This is a genomic window from Alsobacter sp. SYSU BS001988 (assembly GCF_054796215.1).
In genome coordinates this window covers 724,354-744,630 of record NZ_JBTAMK010000001.1, presented here as the reverse complement: position 1 = coordinate 744,630, position 20,277 = coordinate 724,354, and the positions used below count along the sequence as shown (strand labels likewise).

General features: G+C 71.7%; 14 protein-coding genes. All 14 read right to left on the bottom strand.

What is annotated here, in order from left to right; translation table 11 throughout:
* Positions 1-55 precede the first annotated feature (55 nt).
* A complete protein-coding gene (locus tag ACYVO7_RS03145; RefSeq protein ID WP_460448376.1) occupies positions 56-1,960 on the bottom strand; it encodes a response regulator in 1,905 nt (634 codons plus the stop codon).
* A complete protein-coding gene (locus ACYVO7_RS03140; protein ID WP_460448375.1) occupies positions 1,957-3,699 on the bottom strand; it encodes an ATP-binding protein in 1,743 nt (580 codons plus the stop codon). Before ACYVO7_RS03140 ends, ACYVO7_RS03145 begins: the two co-directional genes overlap by 4 nt.
* Positions 3,699-4,727 carry a chemotaxis-specific protein-glutamate methyltransferase CheB gene (gene cheB / locus ACYVO7_RS03135; protein ID WP_460448549.1) on the bottom strand — a complete coding sequence of 343 codons (1,029 nt, stop codon included), beginning with the start codon at positions 4,725-4,727 and terminating at the stop codon, positions 3,699-3,701. Before cheB ends, ACYVO7_RS03140 begins: the two co-directional genes overlap by 1 nt.
* 29 nt (positions 4,728-4,756) lie before the next feature.
* Positions 4,757-6,985: a hybrid sensor histidine kinase/response regulator gene (locus ACYVO7_RS03130; RefSeq protein ID WP_460448374.1), complete on the bottom strand. Its 2,229-nt coding sequence runs from the start codon at positions 6,983-6,985 to the stop codon at positions 4,757-4,759.
* A 12-nt stretch (positions 6,986-6,997) separates the two neighbouring features.
* Positions 6,998-8,671, bottom strand: coding sequence for a methyl-accepting chemotaxis protein (locus ACYVO7_RS03125; protein WP_460448373.1), 1,674 nt, complete (start codon positions 8,669-8,671; stop codon positions 6,998-7,000).
* 4 nt (positions 8,672-8,675) lie between these two features.
* Positions 8,676-9,260, bottom strand: coding sequence for a chemotaxis protein CheW (locus tag ACYVO7_RS03120; protein WP_460448372.1), 585 nt, complete (start codon positions 9,258-9,260; stop codon positions 8,676-8,678).
* Positions 9,257-10,723: a CheR family methyltransferase gene (locus ACYVO7_RS03115; RefSeq protein ID WP_460448371.1), complete on the bottom strand. Its 1,467-nt coding sequence runs from the start codon at positions 10,721-10,723 to the stop codon at positions 9,257-9,259. The genes ACYVO7_RS03120 and ACYVO7_RS03115 overlap by 4 nt, the downstream gene beginning before the upstream one ends.
* The gene (locus ACYVO7_RS03110) at positions 10,720-11,286 is read right to left on the bottom strand and encodes a chemotaxis protein CheW (protein WP_460448370.1); all 567 of its coding nucleotides are present in this window, start codon (positions 11,284-11,286) and stop codon (positions 10,720-10,722) included. The genes ACYVO7_RS03115 and ACYVO7_RS03110 overlap by 4 nt, the downstream gene beginning before the upstream one ends.
* Positions 11,287-11,350: 64 nt before the next feature.
* On the bottom strand, positions 11,351-13,771 hold the full coding sequence (gene gyrB, locus ACYVO7_RS03105; RefSeq protein WP_460448369.1) for a DNA topoisomerase (ATP-hydrolyzing) subunit B: 2,421 nt from the start codon (positions 13,769-13,771) through the stop codon (positions 11,351-11,353).
* Between the two features lie 215 nt (positions 13,772-13,986).
* Positions 13,987-15,189: a DNA replication/repair protein RecF gene (gene recF / locus ACYVO7_RS03100; RefSeq protein ID WP_460448368.1), complete on the bottom strand. Its 1,203-nt coding sequence runs from the start codon at positions 15,187-15,189 to the stop codon at positions 13,987-13,989.
* 118 nt (positions 15,190-15,307) lie between these two features.
* Positions 15,308-16,426: a DNA polymerase III subunit beta gene (dnaN, locus tag ACYVO7_RS03095; protein WP_460448367.1), complete on the bottom strand. Its 1,119-nt coding sequence runs from the start codon at positions 16,424-16,426 to the stop codon at positions 15,308-15,310.
* A gap of 158 nt (positions 16,427-16,584) precedes the next feature.
* On the bottom strand, positions 16,585-18,090 hold the full coding sequence (dnaA, locus tag ACYVO7_RS03090) for a chromosomal replication initiator protein DnaA (protein ID WP_460448366.1): 1,506 nt from the start codon (positions 18,088-18,090) through the stop codon (positions 16,585-16,587).
* A 923-nt stretch (positions 18,091-19,013) separates the two neighbouring features.
* Entirely contained in the window at positions 19,014-19,280 is a 267-nt protein-coding gene (gene rpsT / locus ACYVO7_RS03085) for a 30S ribosomal protein S20 (protein WP_406855910.1), read from the bottom strand.
* A gap of 178 nt (positions 19,281-19,458) precedes the next feature.
* Positions 19,459-20,244 (bottom strand): TSUP family transporter, encoded by a 786-nt coding sequence (locus ACYVO7_RS03080; RefSeq protein ID WP_460448365.1) that lies wholly within the window; start codon positions 20,242-20,244, stop codon positions 19,459-19,461.
* Between the last annotated feature and the right edge of the window lie 33 nt (positions 20,245-20,277).

Sequence of the window (20,277 nt, the reverse complement as noted above, 5' to 3'; positions counted from 1 at the left end):
ACGAGCGTCAAAGCCCCGGCCTCGCGGTCCGGGGCTTTTTGCGTCCGGGCGTGGATCACCCGGCGGCCGGGCGGCCCCGGAGGAGCTTGCTGACCGCCTGGTTCAGGCCTTCAAGCTGGAAGGGCTTGTGGATCATGGCGAAGTCCACCTGGGCTCCGGACAGGTCCGCATAGCCGGTGACCAGCAGCACCGGGATCCTGGGGTAGTCGGACCGCATCTGGTTGGCGAGCTCGATGCCGTTCATCTCCGGCATGGCGACGTCCGCGATGACCAGGCCCGGCGGCTCGGCCTGCGCGAGGATCCGCAGCGCCTCGGCGGCCGACACCGCCTCCCGCACCTCGAAGCCGAGCTCCTGCAGGAACTGCGCCGTCACCGAGCGCACCTCCCGGTCGTCGTCGACGATGAGGATCCGGACGCCGCCCCGCGCCTGGGCCGGACCGTCCTCCACGGCGAGGTCGGGCAGCGGCTCCTCCGTGCTGCGCGGGAGGTAGAGGTTCATCACCGTCCCGGCGCCCGGGGCGGTCTCGACGTCCACCAGCCCGCCCGATTGCTGCACCAGGCCATACACCATCGAGAGGCCGAGGCCGGTGCCCTTGCCGACCTCCTTGGTGGTGAAGAACGGCTCGAAGATGCGGGCGAGCACCTCGGGCGGAATGCCCGAGCCGGTGTCGCGCACGCTCAAGAGCACGTATTCGCCGGGCGTGAGCGACAGCTCGTCGCCTTCGACCGCCACCACGTTGCGGGTGGAGAGCGTCAGCAGGCCGCCCTCCGGCATGGCGTCGCGGGCGTTGATGCACAGGTTGAGCACAGCCAGTTCGAGCTGCGCGGGATCGATCATCACCGACCACAGGTCGGGTGCGCAGTCCTTCTCGATCTGCACCATGCCGCCCAGCGTGCGCGACAGCAGGTCGCTCATCTCGGCCAGAACGACGTTGGGATTGACGACGCGGGGCTCCAGCTCACGCTGGCGGCTGAAGCTGAGAAGTCGATGCGTCAGGCTGGCGCCCCGCCGCGCCGCGTAGGCGGCGTTGGCCAGCAGGCGCGAGACCCGGGGATTGTCCTCGATCCGGCGCGCCGCCAGGTCGATGCTCCCCAGCACGGCGGTGAGCAGGTTGTTGAAGTCGTGCGCGACGCCGCCGGCCAGCGTCCCCAGCGCCTGCATCTTCTCCGCCTGGCGCAGGCGCGCGTCGAGCCTGCGCTGCTCGGTGACGTCGCGCTCGATGGCGGCGATGAAGTCGACCGAGCCGGTCGGGCCGATGATGGGCGTGCGGGTCACCACGCGCCAGCGCGGGCCCCCCTCGGCGGCCACTTCCTCGGTGACCTCGGCGGAGACGGCCGTGGCGGCCACCTCGCGTTCAGCCGCCGCGACGGCGGCGGCGCGATCGGCGTCGACGAAGTCGTCCTCCCGCCGGCCGATGCAGTCGGTCGGGCTGGCCCCCAGCATCGCGGCCTTGCGGTCGTTCAGGCGCACGAAGCGGCCCTCCGCGTCCTTGAAGGCGATCGCGTCCGGGATGTTGTCGAGGAGCCCGCGCAGCAGCGCCCGCTCGGTCTGCAGCTCCAGCTTCAGGCGCCGACGCTCCACCGCGCCCGCCACCATGCTGCGCAGCGCGTTCGGGTCCCAGGGCTTCGGCGCATAGCCGCTGATGCCGCCCTCGTTCACCGCGCCGACAACCGCCGGGAGATCGGCGTAGCCCGTGAGCAGGATGGCCTCGGCCTGGCTGACCGAACGGGCCTGGCGCAGGAAGACGTGCCCCATCATGCCGGGCATGCGTTCGTCCGAAACGATGACGAGCACGTCCGGCCGGGCCCTCAGGAGCTCGAGCGCATCGGCCGGGGAGGAGCTGGACAGGACCTCGTAGTCGCCCCCCAGCAGGTCGTCGAGGGCGACGAGGATGTCCGGTTCGTCGTCCACCACCAGGATGGTCCCGCGCCCGGCCGCGATGGCTTCGTGCATGCTCATGACCGGTTCCGCCTGGGTATCGTGATGGTGAAGAGCGCGCCCCCGTCCGGCCCCGAGCCGACCGTGAGGGAGCCCTGGTGCGCCTGGACGACGCTGAACGAGATCGCCAGTCCGAGGCCGGTGCCCGCGCCGACCGGCTTGGTCGTGAAGAACGGCTCGAAGATGCGCTCGCGCAGCTCCTCGGGCACGCCCGGCCCGCTGTCGAGGATCTCGATCGTGTAGGTCTCGGCGTCGCTGGCGGTGCGGATCTGGATGGTCCCGCGGCCGCCCATCGCGTCCGCGGCGTTGCCGACGATGTTCATGACGACCTGATTGAGCAGGGCCGAGGAGCAGTAGAGCTCCCGGTCGCCCTCATAGCGGCGGATCACCTCGACGCCGCCCGCGAGCTTGTGGGCCAGGAGGGCCAGCACCGTCTCGATCGAGGCCGGCACGTCCACGGTCTGGAACTCGCCTTCGTCCAGGCGCGAGAATTTGCGGAGGTTGGCCACGATGTCCTCGATGCGCTTCAGGCCGACCCGCATGGAGGTGACGCGCTGCTTGGCCTTTTCGATGGCCGGCGCGGCGCGAAGCTCCGGCCCGAGCTCCTCCGAAGCCTGCCCGAGCAGCCGCTCTACGGTCGACTGGTGCGCCAGGATGAAGGCGAGCGGGTTGTTGATCTCATGCGCGATGCCGGCCACGAGCTCGCCCAGCGACGCCATCTTGGCGGCCTGGACCAGCTTGGCCTGCGCGTCCTTGAGCTGGGCGTTGGCGGCTTCGAGCTCGGCGTTGGCGTTCGACAGCGCCTCCGCCATCGAGGCGCGCGCCTCAGCGGCCAGGGTCTCGGCCCGGGCCCGCTGCAGGTCGAGCTGCTGCTCGCGCCACTCGCGCTCGATGCGGCGGTTCTCGTCGCGCACGAGCTTGCGGCGCACGAGGGCGCGGATGCGAACCACCAGCACGTCGGCGTCCACGTCGACGGCCACCACGTCGTCGGCGCCGCTGGCGAAGATGTCGGCGAGGCCCTCCCGGCGGGGGTCGGTCGCACGCTGCACGGCGAAGATCGGGAAACTCGGACCGTCCGCGGCGCCGTCCAGGCCGGTGCGGACGGCGTCCACCGCCTTGCAGAGCGCGATGTCGGCCGCCGCGCCCTGGAACAGGCCAAGGATGACGCCGTCCAGCGGGACGCTTCGCCCGGCGAGGTCGCGCGCGCCCTCGGCGCCGGCCGCCATCTCCACCGTGTAGCCTTCCGACGTGAGGAGGTCGCGCAGGAAGGCGAGCTCGCGCCCGCTCGGGTCGATGACCAGCAGCGTGGGACGGCGATACGCGCCATGGTCGCGCGACGCCCCGGCGGGGCCGGGCTCGGCCGCGGCGGGCGGCGCTTCCGACCGGCGCAGCAGCGCCTTGATGCGCAGCGCCATGATGTCGTCGGCGACGGATTTCGGAACATAGGCGTCGGCGCCGCTCTCCAGGCCCTTTCGCTCGATGCCGTGCTCGCGCGCCTCCGTGAGCATCATCACCGGGATCGTCCGGGTGCGGACGTTCAGGCGGATCTGGCGCGCCAGCCCGTCGCCGTTCATGCCCGGCAGGTGGTAGTCGGCGATGACGAGGTCCGGCAGCGGGCCGTTGAGGCGGTCGAGCGCCTCCTCGGCGGTCGCCACCCAGTCGACCGCATAGCCATGCGCCTCCAGGCTGTGGCCGAATTTGAGGGCCTGCGTCCTGGAGTCCTCGACCAGCAGGATGGTGGGGCGCGCCGGCTCGGCCATTACGCGTCCCTCCCGACCAGCCGCAGCAGCCGCGGCGCGATCAGGTCCAGCGGCAGGCTGGCCCGTGAGCCGCCGAGCCGCATGGCGACCCCCGGCATGCCGTAGACGACGGCGGTGCTCTCATCTTCGGTGATCGTGTAGGCCCCGGCCTTGCGCATCTCCACCAGGCCGCGCGCGCCGTCCTCGCCCATGCCGGTCAGCAGCACGCCGATGGCCCGGGGACCCACCGCGGCGAGCGACTGAAACAGGGTGTTCGCCGACGGGCGCTGCCCGCCGACGGGCGGCTCGGCGCCGATGCGCAGGGCGCCGTCGCCGCCCAGCGCGAGATGGCGGTCGCCCGGGGCGACATGGACGCAGCCCGGCGCGGGCGTCTCGCCCGGCCGCGCCACCGCCACCGAGAGCGGCGTGAGGCCGTCGAGCCAGGACGCGAAGCCGGCCATGAAGGGCGCGCCCATGTGCTGGACCAGCAGGATGGGGACCGGGAAGGACGCCGGCAGGGCGCCGAGGATCCGGGCCAGCGCCGGCGGACCGCCGGTCGACGCCGCGATCGCCATGATGGACGGGCGCTCCCGCGCCGGCTCCTCGCCGGCGGCGGCCGGGCGGGCGGGAGCGGCGCCGGCCGACAGGCGGCGGCGGATCACCGGCACCTGGCTCATGATGTAGAGCTGCGTGCAGATGTTCTCGGCCGCCGCCTCATAGCCGGCGTTGGAGATTCCCACGGGCTTCTCGACCACCGACAGCGCGCCCGCCCGCAGCGCGTTCATCGAGATCTTGAGGGCGGCGTCCTCCACGCTGGCCGCGATGACGACGATCGGGGTCGGCGTCTCGCTCATGATGCGGCGCGTCGCCTCGATCCCGTCCATGCCGGGCAGGCGGATGTCCATCGAGATGACGTCCGGGCGGACCCGGTGGATCTCGCGCAGCGCGTCCTCGGCGGTCTCGACGACGGCGGCGAGCTCGAGACGCGGGTCCCGCGCGATGATGTGGGCCAGGAGCCGGCTCACCACCGGCGAATCCTCGACGATCATCACCCGGACGGGGAGCTTCGCCGCGCCGATCACAACAGCTGTCCTATGGTGGCGAGCAGCTCGCGCTGATCGAAATTCTGCTTGGTGATGTAGGCGCGCGCGCCCAGCTCCAATCCCTTGCGGACGTCCTCCTGGCTGGCCCGCGACGTCATCAGGATCACCGGGATGTCGGCCAGGCCCGGGTCGTTGCGGATCGCCTGCAGCAGGCCGAAGCCGTCCATGCGCGGCATCTCGACGTCCGCGACGACGAGGTCGACCAGCGCCTCGCCCGAGCGCAGCCGGGACAGCGCGTCGAGGCCGTCGACGCTGAGCAGGACGCGGTAGCCCTGGGCCTCCAGGATGCTCTTCTCCAGCGTGCGGGTGGTGATCGAGTCGTCCACCACCAGGATCGTGGCCGGGGCGCGCTCGGCGGGCGCGTGCAGGTCCGCCAGGCCGAAGCGCCCGCCCGAGACGGAGGCCTGGTCGCGCAGCCACTGGTCGACGATGGCTTCAGGGTCGAGCGCCAGCGCCGGCCGGTCGCCGTCCAGCAGCACCGCGCCGGACACGAACGAGGCGTCGCGTCCCCGCATGGGGGCTGCGCCCACCACCACCGTCTGCACGTCAAGGAACATGTCCACCGCCACCGCGCACCGTCTGTCGCCCCGCCGCAGCAGGATCGCCTTGATGTGGCCGGCCTCGACCGGCAGCGGGGTCTCGGCGGCGTCGATCAGGGCGGAGAGGGCGACCACCGGCACGGTAATGTCCTGACCCCCCGTCCGGATCCGGGCGGCCGGCCGGCCTTCGACGCTCTGGAGGGAGGCGACGGGCAGGCGCAGCAGCGTCTCGACCGCATGCGTGGGCAGGCCGACGTCGCGCGCTCCGACGCGCGCCAGCAGCAGAGTCTGGCGCGTGGCCAGCAGCGGCGCCGAGATCGTGACCTCCGCGCCCCGCGGCCGGCCGGGCCGCAGCATCACGTGGCCGTGCAGGCGCCGCGCCGCCTCGGCCACGACCGAGAGCCCCATGCCCCGGCCCGCCATGCGGTCGACCTGCGGCGCGGTGGAGAATTGCGGCTCGAAGACGAGCGACAGGAGATGGTCGGCGGGCGGCGCGGGCTGGTCCGCGGCGCGGCGCGGCAGCAGGCCGCGCTCGATCGCCACCTCCTCGATGCGTCGCAGGTCCGGCCCGCGGCCGTCGTCCCGGACCGCGACGATCAGCCGCCCGGCCTGGGATCGGAACGCCAGCGTCACCGAGAGATGCGCCGGCCGGCCCGCGGCGAGGCGGTCCTGCGCGGCTTCGGCCCCGTGGCTCAGGGCGTTGCGCAGCACGTGCATAACCGGATCCTTGAGCGCCTGCAGCACGCGCCGGTCCGCCTGCAGGTCGAGGCCCGAGACCTGAACCTCCACGTCCCGGCCCTCGCTCCGGGCGAGGTCGCGCAGGATGCGTCCGAAGCCGCCGAAGATCGTGTCCACCGTCACCAGCGACAGCTGGTCGATGCGGTCCCGCACGCGGCGGGCCTGCTGGTCCACCGCCACGGCGGCGTTCCTGTGCAGCGTCCTGACGCCGAGGACCGACCGCGACAGCGCCTCCACGCGCCGCCCGGCTTCGCCCGCGCCCGACGGCCCGCGGCCGCTCGCGCCCCGGTCCGCCGCCAGGTCCCGGCGCAAGCCGGCGATCTCGGCCTCGATGCGCGGCAGGGCCTCGAGCGCCCTGTCGCCGGCCCGGATCCGGTCCGAGAGCCGGTGCATGGCGTCCGACAGCTCGTCGATCTGGACGGCGCTGACGCGCAGATATTCGACATTGCCGGGCTCCGGGCCCTCCGGCCCGAGCGGCTGCGGCGAGGCGTCCGCCGGTTCCGGTTCGTCCGCGGCCGGCGAGCCGGCGGAAGCCGCCAGGGATGCGGCGCGCCCGGCCAGCAGGTCCTCCAGCGCCGCGAGCGCCGCGTCCGGGTAGCGCGGCGAGCCGCCTGCGGCGACGTCCGACGCATAGGCCTCCACCGCATCGAGGCCGAGCTCGATCACCGAGACGCCGGCGCGGTCGAGCGCCAATTCGCTATCGAGCGCGCGGCTGAAGGCGGTCTCCAGCCGGTGCGCGAGCTCCTCGATGGCCGGCAGGTCGACGGCCCGGGCCGCGCCCTTGAGGCTGTGGGCGCGCCTGAACGCGTCGCGGATGTCGCCGCCCTGCCCGTGCTCCGACCGGGCGAGCTCACGCCGGATCGCCGCGAGGTGGTCGCGGTATTCGGCGTCGAAGGCCGCCAGGAGCTGGGCGTGGAGGTCTGACACTGCGGCTGCGTCTCAGAACCGGTAGCGCTCGGCCAGTCCGAGCAGCTGCTGGGACAGGCTGCTGAGATTGGCCGCGGCGGAATCGAGCTGGCGCGTCCCGGCCGCGGTCTGCTGGCTGGCCTGCCGGATGTTCTGCAGGGCGCCCATCACCTGCTCGATGCCGAGCTGCTGCTGGTTGGTGGATGCGACGATCTGCTGGAAGGTCTGGACGCTCTCCTGGACCCGCGCCGTGATCTCCTCGATGGTGCGTTGCGTCGTGTCCGTCCGCTCCTTGCCGGCGGCGACGCGCTTCACCGCCTCCTCGGTGAGCATGACGGACGAATTGATGCCGCGCTGGATGTCGCCCAGGATGGAGCGCACCTGGGCGGTCGCCTCCTTGGCCTGGTCGGCCAGCATCTTCATCTCGGCCGCCACGACGGCGAAGCGCTGCCCGCTCTCGCCCGCGCCCGCCGCCTCGATGGCGGCGTTGAGCGCCAGCAGATGCGAGCGCTCGGAGATGTCGTTCACCGTCGAGGTGATCTCCTCGATGGCCTGCGTCTTCTCGCTGAGCGCCACGATGTTCTCGGCCACGGCCTCCGCCTGGTCGCGGATGGAGTCCATCGCCCGGGCGGTCTCGTCGACGGCGCTGAGGCCGGCGTTGCTGGTCACCGCGGTGGCCTGCGCGGAGGCGATCACCTCCTGGGCGCGCTTGCCGATCTGCGCGCCCGCATGGGTGATCTCGTCCACGGTCGCGGCGGTCTCCTGCACGGCGGCGAGCTGCTCCTCGACGCTGGCGGCCTGTTCCTGCGTGGACGCCCGGATCTCGGCGGCGGCGGCGTTGAGGTTCTCGGTCGCGTCCCGGCTCTGGCGCGAGAGCTGGCGCAGCCCTTCGACCATCCCGTTCAGGGTGGTCCCCAGCCGGGCGATCTCGTGCGGCCCGGTCGTGGCGGTCCGGCCGCTGAGGTCGCCCTCGCCGACGCGCTCTACGAAGGCCATGAAGGCGTGCAGCGGCTGGGTGATCGATCGGCGGATCGCGAAGGCGATCAGCAGCCCGAGCGCCGCCGCGATGGCGAGCGCCGCCATGATGGAGACGCGGCTCTCCTCATAGACGCCGGCCACGCGCCGCTGCCCGGCCCCGATGGCGGCGTTCATGACGTCCTCGGCGGATCCCATCAGCCGGCCGAAATTGACCCGGCTGGTGGCGATCGCCTGGTCGGCCCCGGCGATCGCCGCCACGTCGTTGGCCTGGGCGGCGGCGATCTGCCTTTCGCTGGCCGCCTGGAGCTGGCGATACTCCGCGCCGGCGTCGGCGAGGACGAGCGCGATGCGCCGCCAAGCGTCGGCCCGCTCGGGATTGAGCGCCTGGTCCCGCCAGGTCTCGGCCGAGGAGGCGGCCTGGGCCAGCGTGGATTCGGTGGCCGTCGTCTCGCGGCGCCAGGCCTGCAGCGCGTCATCGCCGGCGGCGTCGCGCCCCAGCGCACGCAGCAGCGAGCGGGTCACGATCGCCTCGCGGGCGTCCTGCGCCCTGTTGTGGCCGTCGCGGATGGACGAGAGCTGCCGCAGCATCGTGATATTGCGGCTCACGATCGTCTCGTTGGCGTCCTTCACCTCGGAGATCTGGCCCAGCGAGTAGAGGGCGAGGGCCAGCATGAGGCCGAGCACGGCCAAGAACCCGAGCAGGATGCGGTTTGCGATCGAGACCGACACGTTTTCAAACTCCGGGATGCGAGGACGACTGGGACAGCGTGCGCAGCAGCTTGTCGACGTCCAGCAGGGCGACGACCGTCGGGACGGCGGAGGAGGGCAGGTCCGCATAGGCGGTGACGTAGCCGGCCCCGGCCTCCCGGCCGAGGGCTTCGGGCCGCTGCGCCGGGGCGAGGCGCAGGACGGCGTCGGCGGCGTCGACGCGCAGCGCCGTGCGGGGCTCCTCCTGGCGGGTCAGCACGAAGCAGCCCGCGGCCGAGGTCCCGGGCCGCGGGTCCGAGACGCCGAGCGCCACGCCGAGATCCACCGCCGCCACGGTGCGGCCTTCGTGGGCGAAGAGGCCCAGCAGCTCCGGCGAGGCGCGCGGGGCCGGCGTGCAGGCCTGCGCCGGCAGGGCCCTCGCGACGCAGGCCAGCGGCAGGCCGAAGACGTTCCGGCCCACCGTGCAGACGAGATAAAGCGCGCCTTCCGGGGCAGCCTTGCGGACGCGGCGGCGGAGCGCGAGCTCGCGCGTGCGCTCGTCCAGAATGCGCTCGCGGCGCTCTTGGCCGAGCCCGTCCGGGGCGGGGGCCTGGATCCGGCTCGGGCTCATGCGACGGGGCTCATGGTCAGCCGCGCCAGGGTGCGCAGGGCGCCGGCCGTCATGCCGTCGCCTTCCGGCAGTTCGGCGTCGGCCGGCAGGGCGGCCGCCAGGGCCGCGGCGTTGCGCAGCGCGCGGCGGCCTCCGCCAAGATCGCCGCGGCCGGTCAGCAGCAGGCCCAGCTGGTAATGCGCCATTACGAAGGACCGGTCGAGATAGATGGCGCGCCGGAAGGCCGCCTCGGCCTCGGCGGCCTGGTCCTGCGCCCGGCCGATCAGGCCGCGATAGTAGAAGAGCGCCGGGTTGGCGGGCTCCGCCGCGAGCGCCCGGGCGGCGAGCGCCAGTCCGCCCTCCAGGTCTCCCCGGTCCGCCGTCTCGCGCAGGCGGGCCAGCGCCTCCGCGCCGCTTGCGGACGCCGCCGGGGCCGGATCCAGGGACTGCGGCAGGGGCGCGGGCCGAAGCGGCGGCTGCGCCGACCGCCTCGCCCGCTCCGCCGCGGAGCCGGCCCGCGACGGGCCGGGGCGGATGCGCCGGTCGGGCGCGACGACGGGGGCGGGGGCCGTCGGGACGTCGGCCGGAGCGGCGCTGTCCGGCCGGAGCGCCCCCTTGGGCCGGAACGCCATCGTTCCGGGCAACTCCACCGCGTCCAGCGCGCCGACGAAGGCCGGACTGGACTCGGCGTGCCCCACCAGGAGCCAGCCTTCCGGCGCGAGGCAGTCGGCCAGCCCCGTCACGATGCGGGCGACGGCGTCGGCGTGGAAATAGATCAGCACGTTCCGGCACAGGATCAGGTCGAAGCCGGTGAACTGCAGCGGCGATGCGCCCTCCGCCAGGCTGACGAGGTTGTGCCGCTCGAAATGCGCCAGGCCCCGGAAGGCGGGCTTCAGCGTCCAGGGCCCGTCGGGGCCGGGCGCGGTGAACCAGCGCGCGCGGTCCTCCGCCGGCATGGAGCGCAGCGTCCATTTCCCGTAGGTGGCCTGCCGCGCCGCCGCCAGCACGTCGTCGTTGATGTCCGTCCCGACCACGCCGACGCTCCACTCGGGGATGGCGTCGCCCAGCAACTCGCGCAGGACGATCGCGACCGAATAGGCCTCCGCGCCCGTCGAGCATCCGGCGCTCCAGATGCGGATCCGCCGCGTCTCGCGGTTGCGCTCGATGATGGCGGGCAGGATGTTGCGCCGCAGCGCCTCGAACTGCTCGGCGAAGCGGAAGAAGAACGTCTCCCCGATCGTGATCTCGGCTTCGAGCGCGTTCCATTCCGCCTCGCCCGCCACCGGCGAGCCGAGCCGGGCGAGGTAATCCTGCACGGTCCGGACGCCCGCCGCGCGCAGGCGCTTGGCGAGCTTCTCCCAGAGGAGGTCGTCCTTGTCGTCATAGTAATGGTGGCCGGTGCGGGCCACGACCGCGTCCTTCAGGATGCGGAAGGCGGCCTCGTCGCGCAGCAGTCCGTCGCCGGGCTTTCGGGTCGTCATCATGGGGCCGGCGACCACTGGGCGGCCCGCTCGGCCGCGCGGCGGGACCACTGCGCCAGGGCGGCTCGCTCATGCTCCAGCAGCAGCCGATCCGCGGCGAGCAGCGAGGTGAGGGCGCCGTCGTCGCTGATCTCGGCCTCCACCAGGCCGTTCAGGCTCTGGTCGTCCCGCACAGGAAGGAGATCGTCGGGGCTGACGCTCCGCATGGCCGTGACTCGGTCGACCAGCATTCCGACGCGACCGCCGGCCGCGTCCTGCCGCAGGCGCACCACATGCCCGTAGAAGAGGTCCGCGTCGTCCTCGCCGGAAAGGCCGAGCAGGACGTCGAGCCGCACGACGGGAATGACCGCGCCGCCCACATCCATGAAGCCCGCCAGCGCCGCCGGCGCCTCCGGCGGCCTGTGCAGGCGCGGCAGCGGCAGCACCTCGCGCACGGCGGAGGCCCGGAGCGCGCATGCGCGCCCTCGCACGTCCAGAGACAGGATTGGCAGCCGATTGGGAATGGGGAGCCCCGCTTGAGCGCCCGAGCCCGCGTCAGATGGCGGGCCTCGGGCATCGAGCTCCAACGCTCAAGCTTGGCTTTGGTTCCGCGTCGGATCGCGGCGCGGCAGGCGTCCCCGCGCGGCGCGCTCAGACGTCCAGGTTGGCGACGGACAGCGCGTTCGACTGGATGAAGTCGCGGCGCGGCTCGACCACGTCGCCCATCAGCTTGGTGAAGATGTCGTCGGCGTCGGCGACCTCCTTCACCCGCACCTGCAGCAGCGAGCGGATCGAGCGGTCCAGCGTGGTCTCCCACAGCTGCTCCGGATTCATCTCGCCGAGGCCCTTGTAGCGTTGCAGGGTCAGGCCCTTGCGGCCGACCGCCGTCATGGCGTCGAACAGCCCGACCGCGGCCGCGACCTGCGTCTCGTCGCCCTTGCGGCTGAGCAGGGCGGGCGCGGCGAACACCTCGCGCAGCGGCGCGGCGTGCTCGTCCAGCTTGCGGGCGTCGGCCGAGGCCAGCAGATGGGCGTCGAGGACGGCCGAGTGCCTGACGCCCCGGATGGTGCGCTCGAACACGTAGCCGCCACTCTCGACCCGGCCGGTCCAGCCGCGCTCGATGTCGTCGGCGATCAGGTCGAGGCGGCGCGCCACCTCGACCGCGTTCGCCTCGGCGGCGGGCTCGTCCGTGACGGCGTGCAGCGCCCCGGCCAGCGCCGCCTGCTCGACGACCGAGCGGTCGTAGCGGGAATGCAGCCCGTTCAGCAGGTTGCGGACGATGCGGGCCTCCTCGACCAGCGCCTTGAGGTCGCGGCCGGTGCGCTCCTCGCCGCTGGACGTCCGCAGCAGCGCGCCGTCGACGCCCTGCTCGATGAGGTAGTCCTCCAGGGCGCGCTCGTCCTTCAGGTATTGCTGGGACTTGCCGCGCGTCACCTTGTAGAGCGGCGGCTGGGCGATGAAGATGTGGCCGCGCTCGATCAGCTCCGGCATCTGCCGGAAGAAGAACGTCAGCAGCAGGGTGCGGATGTGGCTTCCGTCCACGTCCGCGTCCGTCATGATGATGATCTTGTGATAGCGCAGCTTGTCGGCGTTGAACTCTTCCTTGCCGATGCCGGTGCCCAGCGCGGTGATCAGCGTTCCGATCTCCTGGCTGGACAGCATCTTGTCGAACCGGGCGCGCTCCACATTGAGGATCTTGCCGCGCAGCGGCAGCACGGCCTGGTATTCGCGGTTGCGGCCCTGCTTGGCGGAGCCGCCGGCCGAGTCGCCCTCGACGATGAAGAGCTCGGCCTTGGACGGATCGCGCTCCTGGCAGTCGGCGAGCTTGCCGGGCAGGGACGCGATGTCGAGCGCGCCCTTGCGGCGGGTGAGTTCGCGCGCCTTGCGGGCGGCTTCGCGGGCCGCGGCGGCCTCCACGACCTTGCTGACGATGGCCTTGGCGTCGGCGGGATGCTCCTCGAACCAGGTCGCAAGCGCCTCGTTCAGGCAGTTCTCGACGACGGGGCGCACCTCGGACGAAACCAGCTTGTCCTTGGTCTGCGACGAGAATTTCGGGTCGGGCACCTTCACCGAGAGGACGGCGGTCAGGCCCTCGCGGCAGTCGTCGCCGGTGAGGCCGACCTTCTCCTTCTTGGTGATTCCGGAGCTCTCGCCATAGCCGGTCACCTGGCGGGTGAGCGCGCCGCGGAAGCCGGCCAGGTGGGTGCCGCCGTCGCGCTGCGGGATGTTGTTGGTGAAGCAGAGCACGTTCTCGTGGTAGCTGTCGTTCCACCACAGCGCGGCCTCGACCGTGATGCCGTCGCGCTCGGCGCGCACCATCAGGGGCGACGAGATGATCGGCGACTTGGCCCGGTCGAGATAGCGCACGAAGGCTTCGAGGCCGCCTTCGTAGAGCATCTCCTCGCGCACCACCTCTGAGTGGCGGGCGTCGGTGAGCACGATCCGCACGCCCGAATTCAGGAAGGCGAGTTCGCGCAGCCGGTGCTCCAGGGTGGCGTAGTCGAACTCCACCATCGTGAAGGTCTGCTCGGACGGCAGGAAGGTGACCTCCGTGCCGCGCTTGCCGTCGGAGGGGCCGAGCACGCGCAGGGGCGAATCCGCCACGCCATGCGTGAACGACATCTCGTGCTCGAAGCCGTTGCGCCAGATGCGCAGCTTCAGCATCTGCGACAGCGCGTTCACGACGGAGACGCCGACGCCGTGCAGGCCGCCCGAAACCTTGTAGGAGTTCTGGTCGAACTTTCCGCCCGCATGCAGCTGGGTCATGATGACCTCGGCCGCCGAGACGCCTTCCTCGTGCATGTCGACCGGGATGCCGCGGCCATTGTCGGTGACCGTCACGGACCCGTCCGGGTTCAGCGTCACCGTGACCAGGTCGGCATGGCCCCCGAGCGCCTCGTCGATGGCGTTGTCCACGACCTCGTAGACCATGTGATGCAGGCCCGAGCCGTCGTCGGTGTCGCCGATATACATGCCGGGGCGCTTGCGGACGGCGTCGAGGCCCTTGAGGACCTTGATCGAGTCCGCGCCATAAACGTTTTCCGGCTCTTCGCGGCGGGCTGCTTCTGCCATGGGGGTGGATGTCCTCGAACGCTCTGATTCGGCTGTCGGATCATAGTCTGGAGCGGCCGCCTCCGCACGCTCCGGCCGGGCTTCGGCCCGCCGCGGCGGGCCCGGGGGCCCGTCACGGCGCAGCATCGCCGAAACCCAGCAAATCTCTTATCCCATATGGGGCTTCGTGGGGGCGATTTCATGGCCGCCCGGACCAGGTTGGCAGGCGCGCCCGTTCACGACGCGGCCGTCATGGGCCGGACCGCCCCCGGCGTCACCTCGAAGGTCTCGCCGCCGCTCGGCAGCCCGGCGAAGGCGGAGGCGTCCGCGCCCGTCATCCAGACCTGCGAGCCCAGCCCGGCCAGGGTCTCGTAGAGGGCCACACGGCGGCGCGGGTCGAGATGGGCGGCGATCTCGTCGAGCAGCACCAGCGGGGCGAGCCCCGTCATGGCGGCGACCAGCCGCGCATGCGCGATCACCAGCCCGATCAGCAAGGCCTTCTGCTCGCCGGTGGACGCGCTGGCGGCGGCGACGTCCTTGGGGCCATGCCGGACCACGAGGTCCGCCGCCTGGGGGCCGACCAGGGTGCGGCCTGCGGCGCGGTCCCGCAGGCGGGACTCGCGCAGCAGGTCGCGATAGGCGTCCTCCACGTCCAGCGCGGGGCGGCGGGCGAGATCGGCCTCGAGCGGACCTTCCAGCGCGATCGCCGCCCAGGGGAACGGGGAGGCGTCGTCGCGCGTCGCCGCGATCAGGGCGGCGAGGCGCTCCACGGTCTCGCGCCGCGCCGCCGACACCGCGACGGCGGTCTCCGCCGCCTCGCGTTCGACGGCGTCGAGCCAGGCGTGGTCGAGCCGGTCCTCGGCCAGCAGGCGGTTGCGCGACCGCAACGCCCGGTCCAGCGCGTTGACGCGGCCGCCATGCTCGCTGTCCACCGCCAGCACGAGCCGGTCGAGGAAGCGGCGGCGGTCGCCGGCGGCCCCCGCGAAGAGGCCGTCGAAGGCGGGCGTCAGCCACACCACCCGCAGATGCTCGGAGAAGGCGGCGGGCGAACCTGCCGGCGCGCGGTCGATGCGGCAGCGCCGCGAGAGGGAGCCGTCCGGCTCGGACCGCTCCACACCCGTGCCCATCTGCACGTCCCCCTGGGGCGTCGCGAGTTCGATCGAGACCGCGAAGCCGGCGGACGCGCCGGAGCGAACCATGTCGGACAGCTCCGCGCGCCGCAGCCCCCGACCGGGGGTGAACAGCGACAGCGCCTCCAGGATGTTCGTCTTGCCGGCGCCGTTCTCGCCCGTCAGCGCCACCAGGCCGCCCGCGACCGGCAGGTCCAGCGTCCGATAGCTGCGGAAGTCGGACAGCAGCAGGCGCGCCACATGGGCGCCGGCCGGCGCAGGCGCGCCGGGAGCGGCGATGTCGGGAACGGGGTGAAGCGGCGCGCTCATGGTCCATCACATGCGCCGCCGCCGACCGGGCCGCAACCCTGGCGCGACGCCGCGTCGTGCGACACGGGGCTGCGCGGCGCTCGGCGCGCAGCCGCCTGGCCGGGAGAAGGGGCGGGACTCAGACCCGCATCGGCATCAGGACGTAGAGCGCCGCCGCGCCCTCCCGGTCCTGCACCAGCGTGGGCGAGCCCGGGTCGGCGAGCTTGAACAGCGCGGTGTCGCCTTCCAGCTGCGCCGTGATGTCGAGCAGGTAGCGGGCGTTGAAGCCGATGTCGAGCGGGGCCGCGTCGTAGTCGACCTCGATCTCTTCGGTCGCCGAGCCGGAGTCCGGATTGGTGACCGACAGCGTCAGCCGGCGATCCCCGATGGCGAGCTTCACGGCCCGGCCGCGCTCCGACGAGATGGTCGACACGCGGTCCACCGCCGCGGCGAACTCCGCCTTGTCGACCACGAGGTCCTTGTCGTTGCCGGACGGGATGACGCGCTGGTAGTCCGGGAAGGTGCCGTCGATCAGCTTGGAGGTCAGCACGACCGGCCCCATGGTGAGGCGGATCTTGGTCGGCGAGAGCTCGACCTCGACGGCCTCCCCGGCTTCGTCTACGAGCTTGATGATCTCCGACACCGCTTTGCGGGGCACGATGACGCCCGGCATCCCGGCCGAGCCCTCCGGCGCCGCGGTCTCGACGCGGGCGAGGCGGTGGCCGTCGGTGGCCACGGCGCGCAGTACCGGCTTGCCGCCGGACTCCAGCGTGTGGAGATAGATGCCGTTGAGGTAGTAACGGGTCTCCTCGGTGGAGATCGCGAACTGGGTCTTCTCGATCAGCCGCCGCAGCTCTCCGGCGACCACCTTGAAGCGGAAGCCCATCTCGCCCGCCGCCAGGTCCGGGAAATCGGTCTCCGGCAGCGCCTGCAGGGTGAACCGCGAGCGGCCCGACTTGATGGTGACCTGGCCGGTGTCGCCGGTGGTCTCGAGGGAGACCTGCGCGCCGTCCGGCAGCTTGCGCACGATGTCGTAGAGCACATAGGCCGGCACCGTGATCGCGCCGGGCTGGCTGACGTCGGCGCCCAGGCGCTCCGTCACCTCCAGGTCGAGGTCCGTGGCCCGCAGGCTGAGCTCGCCCGCTTCCGCGCGGATCAGGACGTTGGACAGGATCGGGATCGTGGTCCGACGCTCCACCACCCGGTGGACATGCCCGAGGGACCTGAAAAGGGCGGCCCGTTCGACTGTGACCTTCATGGTCCAACCTGCGCTTGCTCGTGTATCGGCGGCCGGGTCAGCCCGTCCGTGGGCCGAGCACCATGCCGCGACGATCAGCCGACCGCAAGCCCGGGGGCGGCTTGCCGGCCGCGCTTATCCCCGGTCGATTCGGGCCGTGCGGCGCGGCGGCGCCCCGATCACTCCTGCAGCATGCGCTTGAGGAGTTCGACGTCGTCGCGCAGGCCCGGATCCGCCTGCACCGCGCCCTCGATCTTGCGCACGGCGTGCAGCACGGTCGTGTGGTCGCGGCCTCCGAACCGCCGCCCGATCTCCGGCAGCGACCGCAGCGTGAGCTGCTTGGAGAGATACATCGCGATCTGCCGCGGCTTCACCACGCCGGCGGACCGGCGCGAGGACAGGATGTCGGCGCGGCTGACATTGTAGTGGGTGGCGACGAGCTTCTGGATGTCCTCGATGCGCACCTTCTTGGGCTCGCGGGACCGCACCAGATCGCGGATCGCCAGTTCGGTCGACTCCACGGTCGGAAGCTGGCCGGACAACGTGGTGTGGGCGAGGAGGCGGTTCACCGCCCCGTCGAGATCGCGCCCGTTGGTGGTGATCATGCGGGCCACATAGCCCACCACCGCCGGGCTGACCTCGAAGCCCGGATGGTGGACGCGGGCGGCCGCGATGCGGGTGTCGAGGATCTTCACCCTGAGCTGCTCGTCGAGGGAGCTCATCTCGACCACGAGGCCGCCGGCGAGGCGCGAGCGCACGCGCTCGTCCAGGCTCTCCAGCTCGGCCGGCGGGCGGTCGGCCGCGATGACCACCTGCCGCCCGGCGTCGATGAGCGCGTTGATGGTGTGGCAGAACTCCTGCTGGATCGACTTGCCCTGCAGGAACTGCACGTCGTCGATGACCAGGAGGTCGATGCCGCGCAGACGCTCCTTGAACGCGATGGCGGTCTGGGCCTTCAGGGCCGCGACGAAGCCGTACATGAAGCGGTCCGCCGTCAGGTAGATGACGCGCTTGCCGGACCCGATCACCTCATGGGCGACGGCCTGCAGCAGATGCGTCTTGCCCAGGCCGACGGCGGCGTGGACGTAGAGCGGGTTGTAGAGCGGCGCCGCTCCGGCCTCGATCCGCGCCACCCGCTCGCCGGCGGCGTGCGCCAGGGCGTTGGAGCGGCCGACCAGGAAGCTGGAGAAGGTCAGGCGCTTGTCGAGCGGCGATCCCTGCAGGCCGTCCGCATCGGCGACGGCGAGCTGCAGGCGCTCGGCCTGGGACGACGCCGAGGCGGGAGCGGCGGCGAGGCGGGCCGGAGCGGGAGACGACTTGGCGGCCGGCGCGTTGTCCTGCTGCTGCGGCGCGGCCACGCGGAGCGGCGGGCGCTGCGCGCCGCGGACGAAGAGGTTGATCTGCGCCACCCCGGCGCATTCGGTGGTGACCAGCGTCCGGACCCGGTCGAGATAGTGGGCCTGGATCCAGCTCTTCAGGAACCGGGTGGGCACCGAGAGCTGCGCCACGCCTTCGACGATCTCGACCAGATCGAGTCGCCCGAACCAGCTGGAGAAGACGTCGTCGCCCAGCTCCGCCCGAAGCCGCCGACGAACCCGATCCCAGGCCTCTTCCCGCTCCACCTGGGGGTTTTCTACGCCCGGCGTCGTTTCGAAATTCGCATCGCGCTCGAATGCTTGAAACATCGTGATCTCGCGTGTGGCCATGCGCCGGCCCGTCGAACGGGCAGCGTCCCTGGCGAATGCAGTCTGAAACCGAAGGAAGGGCTCCGACGAGCCGGTCGGCGCCTAGCGCCGGAAGGGGCCGATGGGCCGGCCCAGGTTCGGCGGATCGCCGCCGCAGGATCCAAGCGCCGTCAAGCAGCGCCGAAGAGAATGATTGCCGCTAGCCATGATCGCCCCCTCGCCCAGCAAAAACAGCCAAGCCTTTGATAGTCGCCGCATGTCCAGAGATCCCTTTCCTCTTTAGTGATGGAAAGTGTCCCGTTGTCTTCTTGGTTCCGACATCCCTGTTTACGTGACCTGATCAACAAAACAGCTTCGAGCCCAGACAAAAAAATGCCACAGCCCAGCTACGGGCTCGCGTCTCTCCGCCAACTCTTGGAAAGCCGGGAGCTCGTCCCGGCGTGAAGTGACCTTACACAGGCCCCCCCGGGGCTGCAACTCAGGGAGCTTGCGGATAGGGCCAAGTTCGCGCCCGCCGGCGCGGCCGCCTGCTGGCCCGCCCCAGGCGTCGCATCACCAAATTGTTGACTCAGTTCACGATTCCTTAAGCCGGTTGCTTCGCGGGCTGAGCGCACTTCGGTCCTCAGATTTTTTTCGACCGTCATGACGCTGATGCGACAACGATCCGGATTCATGCCCGCGCAGACCCTTTGGCGACTAAGATGCTGAAACGACTGCCGCTTTTCTGCGCGATGAAGGCCTTGAGAGGAGCTTGACCGACGCTGTCCGGCGGACTCGCTTGTCAAGTTAAAAGACCCGTCTGGGAGACCCGTCTCGGCGCCTTCAGGTCCGGTGCGGCGGATGTGCAACGTTCGACCGGACAGGCCTCAAAACGCAAAAAACCCGGCCAGAGGCCGGGTTTGTTTGCCGTCCGGAGTATTGGGTCAGGCGCCGAGGGCCTTGATCGCCTGCGACAGGCGCGAAACCTTCCGGGAAGCAGTATTCCGGTGCACGATGCCTTTCTGGGCGGCGCGGACCAGGACCGGCTCGGCGGCCTTGAAGGCCTCGGCGGCGGCCGACTTGTCGCCGGCGCGGATCGCCTCTTCGACCTTCTTGACGAAGGTGCGCATGCGCGAGCGGCGGCTGCGGTTCACGGCGGTGCGGCGCTCGATCTTGCGGGCGGCCTTCTTGGCAGAAGGTGTATTGGCCATCAGTTCGTCCTCATTGCGCGCCGACCGATCGTGTGCCGGGTCGCAAGCCGCGCTGTGTTCCGTGTGAAAAGTGATGGGCCAGCGCGGACAGACGACCGGCTGCTCATGGTGGTGGGCTTCTACACGCTGCCTCGCCCAGCGTCAACGGCCTGCAGCGACGCGAAAGCCGGGCTTCGGCTCAGAAGCCGAGCGCCGCCCGGCGCAGCGGATTGGCCGGGTCCGCCAGCAGTCGCACCGCCACCGCCACGCAGACCAGGATGAGGAGGGGCCGGATGAGCTTCGCCCCCATGCGGATCGCCAGCCGCGAGCCGAGCTGCGCGCCCGTGAAGGACCCGGCCGCCATCACGAGGCCGACGGGCCAGACCACCAGCCCCGACAGGATGAACAGCAGCAGGGAGGCCGCGTTGCTGGACACGTTCAGGAGCTTGGTCGCGCCGGTGGCGCGCACGATCCCGGCGCCCAGGAGCGTCACCATGCCCATCATATAGAAGGAGCCGGCCCCCGGCCCGAAGAACCCGTCATAGAAGCCGACGATCGGCGCGACCGTGAGGCCGTAGGCCAGGGGCGAGATCCTGCGCTCGGCGTCCTCGTCGCGGATCTTCGGCGCAAGCCCGAAATAGGCTGCGATAGCGATCATCAGGATCGGGATGACGCCCGCGAGCACGTCGCCCGGGAGGACGCGCACGGCGAGGGCGCCGCCCATGGAGCCCAGCGCCGCCATGGCGGCCATCGGAGCCGTCTCGGCCCAGGCGATCTTCCCCGCCCGGGCGAAGGACAGCGTCGCCGACGCCGTGCCGAAGACGCCCTGGAGCTTGTTGGTGGCGACCGCGCTCACCGGGTCGAGCCCGGCCAGCAGCAGCGCCGGCACGGTCATCAGGCCGCCGCCGCCCGCGATCGCGTCGAAGAACCCGGCCACCAGCCCCACGATCCCCAGCAGGACCAGGGTGACGAGATCGATCTCCATCGGTCGGCGGCCCTCTCCCGGGCGGGGGCTCGC

Coding starts and splice junctions, on each gene's coding strand:
- ACYVO7_RS03145 (WP_460448376.1), bottom strand. CDS start 1,960: ATGAGCATGCACGAAGCCATCGCGGCCGGGCGCGGGACCATCCTGGTG.
- ACYVO7_RS03140 (WP_460448375.1), bottom strand. CDS start 3,699: ATGGCCGAGCCGGCGCGCCCCACCATCCTGCTGGTCGAGGACTCCAGG.
- cheB (WP_460448549.1), bottom strand. CDS start 4,727: ATGATCGTCGAGGATTCGCCGGTGGTGAGCCGGCTCCTGGCCCACATC.
- ACYVO7_RS03120 (WP_460448372.1), bottom strand. CDS start 9,260: ATGAGCCCGAGCCGGATCCAGGCCCCCGCCCCGGACGGGCTCGGCCAA.
- ACYVO7_RS03115 (WP_460448371.1), bottom strand. CDS start 10,723: ATGATGACGACCCGAAAGCCCGGCGACGGACTGCTGCGCGACGAGGCC.
- gyrB (WP_460448369.1), bottom strand. CDS start 13,771: ATGGCAGAAGCAGCCCGCCGCGAAGAGCCGGAAAACGTTTATGGCGCG.
- recF (WP_460448368.1), bottom strand. CDS start 15,189: ATGAGCGCGCCGCTTCACCCCGTTCCCGACATCGCCGCTCCCGGCGCG.
- dnaN (WP_460448367.1), bottom strand. CDS start 16,426: ATGAAGGTCACAGTCGAACGGGCCGCCCTTTTCAGGTCCCTCGGGCAT.
- dnaA (WP_460448366.1), bottom strand. CDS start 18,090: ATGTTTCAAGCATTCGAGCGCGATGCGAATTTCGAAACGACGCCGGGC.
- rpsT (WP_406855910.1), bottom strand. CDS start 19,280: ATGGCCAATACACCTTCTGCCAAGAAGGCCGCCCGCAAGATCGAGCGC.
- ACYVO7_RS03080 (WP_460448365.1), bottom strand. CDS start 20,244: ATGGAGATCGATCTCGTCACCCTGGTCCTGCTGGGGATCGTGGGGCTG.